Origin of the sequence: Sulfuricurvum sp. (assembly GCF_022759005.1) — a bacterium.
Classification (GTDB): domain Bacteria; phylum Campylobacterota; class Campylobacteria; order Campylobacterales; family Sulfurimonadaceae; genus Sulfuricurvum.
In genome coordinates this window covers 1-8,343 of record NZ_JAEMQA010000136.1, presented here as the reverse complement: position 1 = coordinate 8,343, position 8,343 = coordinate 1, and the positions used below count along the sequence as shown (strand labels likewise).

Below are 8,343 nucleotides of genomic sequence, written 5' to 3'. Positions count from 1 at the left end.
TTTTGTTTGAGACTTTGAACGCTCATCGCCACTTCAGCAGTTGCTTTTTGGGTACGTTCCGCTAGTTTACGTACCTCATCGGCAACGACGGCAAACCCGCGTCCGTGTTCTCCGGCGCGTGCCGCTTCGATGGCCGCATTCAACGCAAGAAGATTTGTCTGATCAGAGATGTCTTTGATCAAATCGATTACTTGACCGATCGAACCGACTCCGTCATTGAGCTGTCCTACCGAACCGTAGTTATCGGTAATATTATTAACAAGCTGCTGTTGAATATCGAGGATCTCGCCGATGTCATCATTGATCCCGATCGCATTTTCCCGATTGCTTTTATTGAGCGCTTCGATCTCTTCGAGTTGATGGACATTATCACTCAAATCTTTTTGAAGCAGTGACAAATCGTTTTGACACGCATTGGTAAGGTTTTCCGTCAAATGGATGATCAGCTCTGACATGGCTGATTTTGCCTTGTACTCAGCGTTTTCCTGACGCAGCTGATGCAGTTCATTTTCCAAAGTTTGGTTACTTTTTTCTAACTCCGCTATTCGTGTACGAAGCGGTTCTAATTCCTCAACGGGCTGTCTGCTTCCAAAAAACATTTATAACCTTTTTTTTAAGTGTTACGAGAAGATTACAGCAGAGAATATTAATTTTTTCTTATTTGAGTCTTAACAATTCATTTTGGTCATTGACCAATTATGCGTTAAGATGATAAAAAATAGCTCTCTAAAATTATCGAATTTCCGTATCACAATCGAATCGCACCCCGAATCGCACCGTGTGAGCGTAGAGTGCAAGAGCAGTGAAAATGTTATACAACAATAATGCAAACATTGCCGATCCCATGATGGCACCAATGGATAAAAAAGGATGATAGAGTGACCCCACTAGGGTAAACAATGCTGTTGACACAAAGAGTACAAAAAGTAATTTGGCGCGTGTGTGAGTAATGATGTTGGACATGATCGGCGTATCCATATAGCCAGCGGCATTGAGATGAAACCAAATCAAGAAAGGGACGATTTTACCGATCATCCCCAATATAATGGAGAGGGCAAATAAGGCAAATGCGACCAACGCCATCGGCTGAAACAATTCGATACCGCTGAGAGAATAAATCGTATACGCACTCAAAGACACAAACAACAATCCAATCCCAAAAAACCAAAACCAAATACTCACATCACTCACACGCCGTTTACGGTTTAAAAGCCGCTTCATCGTCGTAGCAATAAAGCCGATCAATAACGCCCCTATCAGTGCATCAAACATCCAAACAAAAGGGAGTGATAATAAAGTCCAAAATGCTTTTAAACCAAGCGATACCGCGATAATCAACAATCCATAGCGCTTGCACCAACTGCTATAAGGTGCAGTAACGTAAAACATCTCAACGACCTGAAACGCTACCGCGATAATCAGCACCGCAATCCAGCCTATCAGTCCAAAAGAGTAGTGTATCGTTCTAATGGCTTCATGCAATGAGCCAAACGTTTCGTTGGCATATTCGCTTGCCATCACGATTCCCAGTAAAACAACGATAGCTAAACATATCAGGGCAATTTTCATCCCCCTAAGGGTGTCATGGGATGATCCTCTAAAAAGAAGCGGAAGAATCAGTTTTGCCGTATAGAGTATGGATGAACCCAAAAAAACCGCTGCCACAACAAAAAGCGGAGGGGACACAAAGAGAAATGCACTCCCCAGAGAAAGGGTTCCAATGCTCAGAAAAAGATGAATCAAAAACGCATTCCCCGCAGCATTAGGAATAGAGCATCCTCCCAAAACGCTTTGCATCTGAAAAAGCGCACCGAACATCGCCATGGTAATGACCCCTAAAAACATGACATGAATCGATGCCAACGAGAGAGGATGAGATGCTATAAGTATCTCATCGGGATGAAACCCGACAAGAAGAGTGAGCATAATCCCAAATATCGGAACGGTGAGAAAAAAACGCATCACTGCCGAAATAGGAGGTGCCTGTTCAAAAGAGAGTCCATTATACATCGATCGCCTCCAAATCAACCGTTTTGCTCCGAGTGATATAGATATGCCAAAGATTTTCTTCGAGCTGAATACTGCGGAATCGACCGCCGTTTTTGAGAATGATCTCAAACAGCGGTATCGGCTCACGGCGGTGAATCATCTGAATCACCTCATCTCCCGATAGTTTTTTAAAGGCGTTAACCGCCATCTCCATGGGGATAGGATGATCCAATTCTCTCGTATCGAGAAGGATCATTTGGCCATCTCTCTTAGTTTTTGGATCATCCCCTCTGCTGAGTCTTCCAATGCGCGATCCATCATCGGATAGAGCATCTGTTCCTCTTTCATGTTATGTTGTTGAAGCATGATCATCATCGATTCACCGATGCCGAAAAAATCGTTGTGACGGTTTTCATTCAATGCTGATTTCATCGATTCCAAAAGCGACCGAAGCTGTTGGTGCTCATAGCGCATCATCTGTGTCGGTCCCCCCGTCATCCCCGTACGTTGTTCAAACGCAATAAACAATTCACGCTCTTCCATATCAAAATGGTGATTGGTTACGCGATAAAACGTTTCAAAAAACTCTTTTGCGTTATCGACCTCTTTTGCACTCAGTGCATTTTCCGCTTTTGCATAAAAATCATCACACGCTCGGTGATCATCACGCATAAATTCTAAAATCATAAGATTCCTTTTGTACTTTTAATGATAGCAGTATAAAGGAGATATGAAAAATAAATCTTGACGAATATCAATACCTGTCTCGTTCACCCTGAGCTTGTCGAAGGGTTCATGGTTCGACAAGCTCACCACGAACGGTGAAAAGATTTATCTCTTTTTAGGTGGATTGTGGGGGAGAACATCACGGAAATCTTTGATATAAATCGCATTAATCCCTTGCCCAAGCTCATGAATATCGGCATCTAAGCGCAACCATCGATTCACCGAATACTGAACAAGAACGCTGGAAACGGTATCGTTTTTGTACAACACCCGTAAATCTTTATTCAAGCGGGCACCCACCTCAAATCCCATCCCCCCCTGTTGTGTTGTGAGAATATTCATCGTATCGATTTGAAGTTTTGTCGCCCCGTTGATCAACCCTTTTAGCCCTGCCCCGAGCATAAAATTCGTCGCATCCGCACGAACGGTCGATGTGGATTTATCTCCCGTCCCCCCCATACTGTTAGCAGGACCTCCGAAAAGAAGATAGCTCATAATATCGTTTTGACTCATTACCGGATCCGAACTGAACAAAAAGATAGGAGATTCAAGGGTATGCGTCACATATATCGAGAGTTTTTTATAATCAACCTCATGTCCGATCGTAATATCGAGATACGGATTGAGAGGGATATCGCCTCCGAAATAGATTTCTGAGTGTTTGATATCAAATTTTTTACCCGCACTCACAGCATTTCCTGAGGGGATTGTCATCATCCCCAAGATTTGCATCGGCTCAGTCGGTTCTTTCCATAACGTTATATCAGGAATCAGACCCAAATCGAGTTCTTTGGTTTTAAAGCGAATCGGTTGTCGGGCGATAATGTGCAGATTGATCGAAAATTTCACATCACTCGGAGGACGGACATCTTGGATAATGATAATGTCATCATCCATCACTTTGAACTCCTGAAGAGGCAGATAAGTCACCGTAGCATCGAGAATGTTGAGGGTACCAAAGAGACTCTGATTGGCTTTATCATCCCGCATAAAACGGATGTCGGCCGATGCGTGAGCATCTCCTTCGGGTCCACTGTAGCTAAAACGTTCCGACTGCAATCGTAAATTGGAACTGAGATCAGATTTGACGATTCCGCTCACATGCAAAGTATCGTATACCCAAAAGTCATCCACAATCACGTCACCGTTTTCATCCATATGCAGATACGACGTCTTATCGGTAGAAATCGGGTGATCCGCAATCTCGAAACGGTATCGTTCAATCCGGATGTTTCCGTCACGGTATTCAAGTTTCACACTCCCATCGGTTCCGCCGTATGCCCGTTTCGAATCCAAAACTGCCGCATACCAAGGGATTTTGATATCGCTTTGTACCACCAGTGAACTCCCCATATCGATTTCGGTTTTTGTCCGTATTTCGGCGTCGTAATACTCCCCTTTTTGCAATTTGATCGCCTCCAGCTGCGAAAGGGTCGCAAACAATGACGGAGTAACCGAGGTGATCTCCAAATGACTTTGAGCCGCACTGATCGAACCTGTTAGATCAAAAAATGTTCCCAAATAATTTCCCGATCCTTTAACGCGATCGCCTTGTGCAGACACCGAGAAGGCCAATGCTTCGCCAGAGAGATTTAGATGAGTGGTATCGGCGGCGTTGCTGATGGAGAGGTTAAAGTGTTCTGGGGGCTTATGCGCCCAATTTTTCCACAGCATCGCATCGGATGGGAGCGTGAGTTCTCCCTCCAGCGTACGGTGGTTATTTTGTGTCAAAAATTTCCCGTCAAACATAAAATGGTCGTGCGATGTATGGATCGAACCGCTCAAAAGGTTCTCCCCCAATGCGTACGTCCCCTCGCCGCTTAGATCAAGTGCTCCGTTTCGAATCACCTGAGGCAGTGAAGCGACAAACGAGAGATTTTGATGCGTGCTTTTTACGCTCCATCCGAAGTGCTCATAATCTCTGCTCGCAATCTTCATGGTACTCCCATCAAGACTCAGTGTAGCGTTAAATCCATCCGCATCATCACTAAATTCTCCGTGCAGCTTGTTAGAAGGAAGCGGGACAGAAGAGGTGACGATCCCGTCAAATTCACTCGTCGTTTTCCCCTCTACCGCGTATCGAAGATGGTGCGTAGTCTGGATCGTATCATTGCCTCGCACCAGACGATAGAGCGCATTGATATCAAAATAATCGTTGTCATAGACATACGTAAAATCCAAAGAGATTGCATCGGCATGAATCGATCCGTCTTGTTTGGAGATGAGACGATCCAGTGTCGTATGAAGCAGCGCTTTACGATCGGAAAGTTCGGAAATTTTGACCCGTACGCTACGCGGAAGCGTCGTAAAACGACCACTATAAGGTGCAAGTTCTGCGGCATTTGGATATATATCCCCCACCCCTCTAATCGCATTATTATGAACTATCCCGCGAATCGCCGCACTCGCATAGCGCGATTTTAGAGTAGCGTTTAAAACCGCAAAATTGAGCCAATCCCCATCATACGTTCCGTTTTTGGCATGGATATCAAGCTCTATCGGATAGCTGCCGATTAACTGGAGATTAGTGATATCGACCTCTTTGAGTTTAAAGGTCGGAAACGGCCAGAGAGAACCGCTATCACTCAAAAAATCGTCCAAATGGATACGCAACCCCTCGATTTTTACCGATTCGACAGCATGCTCTCCCTGAAGCATTTGAACTAGATTGTATTTGAGGAGAAAGGTTTTAGCCTCCGCCTTATCGGTGTGAACATCATAAAGGGTAAAGCCTTCCAACAAAGAGCCTTCCGCATGGGCATATCGAACCCCCATAGGTTCCAAGAAATAGCTATTAATAATCTGTAATCCGTCCGGTCGAAACGCAATATACATCAGCACAGACGCGGTTATGACGATGCTGTACAAAAGAAAGTGGGCTACAACAAACAGATGTTTTAACCATCGTCTCCACGGAAAAGATCGGATAGGGCTCAAAATAGCTCTCCGATCCGAAAATGGATAGCATACTGGGCCGTATCCTCAGGATCAATTCCAAAATCCACGGCTACCGGTCCGATAGGGGTTACATACCGAAGCCCTACACCAACCCCTAAATAGCCATCTTTGGCATAATCGGGGATGATTTTTTCAGATGCATAGGTCATATCGGTGAACAAAACACCTCGAAACTCCTCATAAATCGGAAATCGGTATTCAAGCGATCCTTCTATCAGCGATGAAAATCCGATCGGATTGCCATCACTGTTTTTAGGTCCCAAATCGCGATAGGCGTAGGCACGGTTGGAGTTCATCCCTCCCGCATAAAAACGGTACGATGAGGGAACCTCTCCGTCATAAATTCGCAGGGTTCCCCATTTGAGTTTTGCACCGAATACATGTTCGTCAATGCTCGTAATGTACGCTGCCGAGAGGAGCGTTTTGAAATACGTAGCATCCGATACTTGAGGGGTATAGAGCGATCCCATGACGTTTGCATTGAGCCAATACCCTTTTGTCGGTTCGAGCCGTTTATCACGAGTGTCATAGTTTAACTCACCGATCGGCGATACGATTGAGAGTTTCGAATTCGGAAATGCTTCGATATCGTTACTCTGATACGTTTTAACCTGATCGAGCAAAAATCCCATCATCGCCGATGCTGGAGTATCTTGATACTTGGCAGTCAATTTTTGGTAAGTACTCTCCGTTTTGTACCCGTCAAACATTTCGTTTTTATACCCTAGATCTACCCCAAAAAGTCCTCGATTTCGCAAAGGATAACCGAAACTTCCGACCGCCTCTTGTTTGATCTGCGAATAGCGAAAATCGAGTCCGAGAGTTTTCAGATCACCCAAAAAATTGCGATGTTTCAATCCCATTTGCGCTGCAATCCCCTGATCACTGCTGTATCCCAAACCGGCAGTAAATCGGATAGGACGGTCTGTCTCTTCGATGATTAACGAAATCGGAACTTCGTTCCCGATCCGTTCGTTATCATTGATGACGACACGGCTGATCCCTTCTTGGGCATACAAGGCTTCATAACTTAGACGGATCGCTTCGACACTATAGGGATCTCCCTCTTCAAATCGGAGCATCGAAGCAGTGAGATTACCGTCGATATTCGGAGTAGATTCAACCGCGATTTTTCCAAATCGGCACTGCTCTCCCGGCGTAGCTTCGAACAACAGATACGCACGATCGGTCTCTATGTCGACCCACGCTTTGGTATTGAAATTCGCGTTACAGTACCCCGCATCGGCATAGCGTTTTTTGATCGATGATTTGGTTTGCGAAAATGCCTCTTGATCAAACAACTCTTCGGTATGGAGTGAAATAGCCGAAGCAATATCCAAAGGGCTGTTGATTTGTATATCACCGACAAGAATAGGATTGTTTTCCACAATGGTCACAACAATTTTTTCCTCACTAACCTCGGAGGTAACGCGTGCGTGATAAAATCCTTTGGACCTGTAAAAACTGTTGAGCGCCGATACGCTTTGAGAGAGCGCAATCGGTTCAATCCTAGGCTGATCTTCCCACACTTCGATGGCATAGGGTTTGCGAAGTCCTAAAACACCGTAAAGCTCGGAAGATGCAATTTTTTCATTACCGACAAACGTAATCGGCAGCGGGGCAGCAATCAGCGAAAGCGTATACATCATCGCAAAGCATCCGTATCGCATCAGCACCCCATTTTTTTCTATAATTTTATCCTAAAAACGTTGCCAAAAAAACAGCGATACAACAAGTGTGTTTTCACCTCTTCGGGGGAGACTTTTTCATAATGCTGGACCAATCAGAATCAAAGACTTTGGCAATAAATTTTTCATCGTGCGGAACCGTGCACCCTGCACAATTTTGATGAATTGCATTGTCGTTCTCATATCGCGCTCCATCCTTCGAATCGATGGAACACAAACTATAGCGGGTTTTGTCCTTAACCTTGTCGATCCCCTCATCATTAAAGCGAAAATGGGGACAAGCACAAAGGTAGCAATTCAGCTTGGCGACATCATGGCATTTTTTATTCTCGGCATAAAGGGGGCAAAAATCGCTCTCGTGTATCACCATATTTTCAAAGCGGAAATATTTGATCACTTCGTCATCGCGCAGATGGGAGAGTTTATCCATAATAACACGGTGTTTGGCTGCATGAGCCTCAAACCAATCGTTATAGGTCATTGCTCTTTTCCTGAGACAAATGAGCGGACAAGAAATACAATGATAATGAGTTCTATCGGGAAAAGAGCCGTATGAAGCCAATACACCTGATCAGCAGGACAAACAATGTTATTAGCTTCTAACACTTTGTAAAATCCGTAAGAGACCAATAACCCGCCTAGATATCCCTGTTGTTTTGCTATGTCTATCCATCCCATGATACGGGCTTTCCGCGCAAAATGGGTCTCCGCTCGAACCAAGTAGCCGCCAAAAATAAATGAGAGCTGATAGGCTCCGTACACGATTAAAGCCGTGATTTGGTACTTGGGGAAAAGGAGAAAATACCCAATCATCAAAAGCATCACCGCTTCCGCTGCGAATGAGAGAATAAAAAAACGCTTCAAACTCATCAGGTGATGATACCAATACGCCATTCCCATTAATCCCAAAGCTAAAATGATCCCCCCCGCCGAAAAGGTCGAGGGGCTAAGTGATCCGTAAATCGTAAAAACCGATCCTCCC

8 protein-coding genes are annotated in these 8,343 nt (G+C 44.7%); all 8 read right to left on the bottom strand.

The genetic code is table 11. The features are described 5' to 3' along the window. The coding region (locus JHC35_RS08425) for a methyl-accepting chemotaxis protein (RefSeq protein ID WP_295044171.1) at positions 1-455 on the bottom strand (455 nt) is incomplete at its 3' end. A gap of 277 nt (positions 456-732) precedes the next feature. Next, complete coding sequence (locus JHC35_RS08420; protein WP_295044165.1) at positions 733-2,010, bottom strand: hypothetical protein; 1,278 nt, start codon at positions 2,008-2,010, stop codon at positions 733-735. Next, the gene (locus JHC35_RS08415; protein ID WP_295044162.1) at positions 2,003-2,245 is read right to left on the bottom strand and encodes a DUF2249 domain-containing protein; all 243 of its coding nucleotides are present in this window, start codon (positions 2,243-2,245) and stop codon (positions 2,003-2,005) included. The genes JHC35_RS08420 and JHC35_RS08415 overlap by 8 nt, the downstream gene beginning before the upstream one ends. Beyond that, positions 2,242-2,676, bottom strand: coding sequence for a hemerythrin domain-containing protein (locus JHC35_RS08410; RefSeq protein ID WP_295044159.1), 435 nt, complete (start codon positions 2,674-2,676; stop codon positions 2,242-2,244). Before JHC35_RS08410 ends, JHC35_RS08415 begins: the two co-directional genes overlap by 4 nt. A 144-nt stretch (positions 2,677-2,820) precedes the next feature. Beyond that, on the bottom strand, positions 2,821-5,550 hold the full coding sequence (locus JHC35_RS08405) for a translocation/assembly module TamB domain-containing protein (protein ID WP_295044168.1): 2,730 nt from the start codon (positions 5,548-5,550) through the stop codon (positions 2,821-2,823). Positions 5,551-5,648: 98 nt separating this feature from the next. Continuing rightward, on the bottom strand, positions 5,649-7,343 hold the full coding sequence (locus tag JHC35_RS08400) for an outer membrane protein assembly factor (protein ID WP_295044155.1): 1,695 nt from the start codon (positions 7,341-7,343) through the stop codon (positions 5,649-5,651). A 73-nt stretch (positions 7,344-7,416) separates the two neighbouring features. Beyond that, positions 7,417-7,842, bottom strand: coding sequence for a hypothetical protein (locus JHC35_RS08395; protein WP_295044152.1), 426 nt, complete (start codon positions 7,840-7,842; stop codon positions 7,417-7,419). Further along, positions 7,839-8,343 (bottom strand): hypothetical protein (locus JHC35_RS08390; protein ID WP_295044149.1); only part of this gene is annotated, 505 nt, incomplete at its 5' end. The genes JHC35_RS08390 and JHC35_RS08395, both read right to left, overlap by 4 nt.